The 2,262-nt window shown below is 38.2% G+C and carries 4 protein-coding genes; 2 read left to right on the top strand and 2 right to left on the bottom strand.

All coding sequences use genetic code 11. The annotated features are described in order from the left end of the window. Positions 1-637: thiamine phosphate synthase (gene thiE / locus K2N75_RS02300; protein ID WP_363318418.1), on the top strand; the 637-nt coding region annotated here is incomplete at its 5' end. 26 nt (positions 638-663) lie between these two features. Here the strand turns inward: thiE and K2N75_RS02295 are convergent. Further along, complete coding sequence (locus K2N75_RS02295) at positions 664-1,032, bottom strand: helix-turn-helix transcriptional regulator (protein ID WP_300119892.1); 369 nt, start codon at positions 1,030-1,032, stop codon at positions 664-666. A gap of 9 nt (positions 1,033-1,041) precedes the next feature. Continuing rightward, positions 1,042-1,941 carry a DnaJ C-terminal domain-containing protein gene (locus tag K2N75_RS02290; protein WP_300119890.1) on the bottom strand — a complete coding sequence of 300 codons (900 nt, stop codon included), beginning with the start codon at positions 1,939-1,941 and terminating at the stop codon, positions 1,042-1,044. 132 nt (positions 1,942-2,073) lie between these two features. On the opposite strand from K2N75_RS02290, the gene K2N75_RS02285 reads away from it, so the two are divergent. Further along, positions 2,074-2,262, top strand: a 189-nt coding sequence (locus tag K2N75_RS02285) for a UvrD-helicase domain-containing protein (protein ID WP_300119888.1), incomplete at its 3' end; no start/stop codon positions are given.

Raw genomic sequence — 2,262 nt, 5'->3', positions numbered from 1 at the left:
GAATAGAATAATGCTAAAAGGAATCTATGCAATTAGCGATACGCTTTTGACGCCAAAAGATAAATTGGAGCAATCTTTGCAAGCTGCTATTAAAGGCGGAATCGCATTATTTCAACTACGCGATAAAGAAAGTCGTGATGAACAAGTAGCAGAACTTTGTCCCAAATTGGAGCAGATTTGCAAGGATTCCAATGTGGTTTTTGTATTGAATGATAGAGTAGAATTGGCGATAAATCTTAAGGTTGGGGCTTTGCACATTGGAAAAAAGGCAGACGACACACCTTATACCTTAGAGGAATTGCGTCAAATTCGCGCAGATTATCGTGGAATCTTGGGTGTCTCGTGTTATGGAAGCTTGGAATTGGCTAAAGCAGCGACTGAAGCAGGGGCAGATTATGTTGCCTTTGGGGCTTGCTTTTGCTCTCCTACCAAACCGCAGGCTAAAAGAATAGATTTAAATTTATTTAAGCAATTTTCTATGCTGTCCGATTCTGTTCCAACTTGTGCGATTGGTGGGATTAATGCACAAAATATCGCACAATTGAAAGAAGCACAAATAGCGGCGTGTATTAGCAGTATTTGGCGAGGAAATATTGTGCAAAATGTTCAAAATCTTATTAAGAATTGGAATCGCTAACCTACGGATTCCAAGATTCGTAAGTTTTAGCGGTCTTTAAAGATAATGACTTCATAGGAGCTTTGTTTTTTGACGACAGATTTACTCGGCTGATTGGCTTTGAGCTTTTCTAGGCTAAGATGTAACTCTTCAATCTCTTTATCCTGCTCGTCTAGCTTATCTTTAAGACGCAAAATAATATCCACTCCTGCAAGATTGACTCCCAAATCTCGCGTCAAGCGTAAAATCATTTTGATTTTGTCAATGTCGCGTTGGGAGTAAAGGCGCATTTTGCCATCTGTTCTACCCGGTTCTACTAACCCCTCACGCTCATATTGTCGCAAGGTTTGTGGGTGGATTGCTAGAATCTTGGCTACAACGCTGATTAAATAAACCGGTTCATCATAACTATACATAAAATCTCCTTATAAGTATTTCTCTAGTGCGTCTTTGAGTTCGTTGGGCATAGAATCGCAATCGGGCAAAATAATGTTTGCCTCTAAATATAAATCACCATAAATTTTTGTCTTGCGATTTATTGCACCGAGTTCTTTCACGCGGAATCGCTGGGAGTTTTTAGTATTTTTTGGGATTTTTAGGGTAATGGTTTTTTGCAAGGTTTCAATTTCAATTTTGCCACCAAACAATGCAATTTTGAGCGGCAAATCAAATTTTTTTGTCAAATCATCGCCTTCTTGTGTGTATTGTGGATGAGGCGCGACACTGACTTTAAGTAGTAAATCTCCGCTTTGTGCGCCCATTGTTTGCCCCTTGCCCTTTAGGCGAATCGTTTCTCCATTTTTAATGCCCGCTGGAATCTTAATATCGTAATTCTTGCTTTGCACATTTACGCTGTGTTTGCCTCCTAAAATCGCGGTGGTAAAAGGAATTGTAACTTGTGCATTGAGGTCTAAGTTGGGTTGATTTCGCGTGTTTTTAAAGCCCGAATGACTGAAGTCAAACCCGCCATTGCTAAATCCGCCAAAGCTTGCATTGCCAAAATTTGCTCCTCCAAAACCCCCAAATCCTCCACTAAAAATTTGACTTAAAATATCGTCTAAATTCACATTGCCTTGTCCGCGAGCAAAATCGTGGAAATTTTGTCCGCCAAACATAGAATCTCCAAATTGGTCGTATTGTTTGCGTTTATTTGCGTCGCTTAGAATCTCATAAGCAGCATTAATTTCTTTGAATTTTTCTTCTGCTCCTGCATCTTTATTAATATCTGGGTGGTATTTTCTTGCTAAGCGACGATAAGATTTTTTGATTTCTTCACTGCTTGCGTCTTGAGAGACTTCAAGTGTTTCATAAAGACTTTTTGACATTTTATTTCCTTGAAAAATATTTAAAACTTTTAGCTTATTATATAATAAAACTTTAGCTTATGTCAATCAACTTTATAAGGATTTGGCAACTTTTCTTTTTAGTGTTATAATTGCAAATTTTCGGAGGAATTTATGCAATATCCGCTTTTGTGCTTAAGCGCAAGTGCTGGGAGTGGAAAGACTTATCAGCTTACAATGCGCTATCTAAATCTACTGCTTTTAGGAGCAAAACCTTCTAGTATTTTAACGCTTACTTTTACGAAAAAAGCCGCCCAAGAAATGGAAGAAAGAATTATCCATAACATTAAAGAGCTTTATGAC

This window comes from Helicobacter sp. (assembly GCF_029067145.1).
Classification (GTDB): domain Bacteria; phylum Campylobacterota; class Campylobacteria; order Campylobacterales; family Helicobacteraceae; genus Helicobacter_D.
This window is presented reverse-complemented; position numbering and strand designations above follow the sequence as displayed.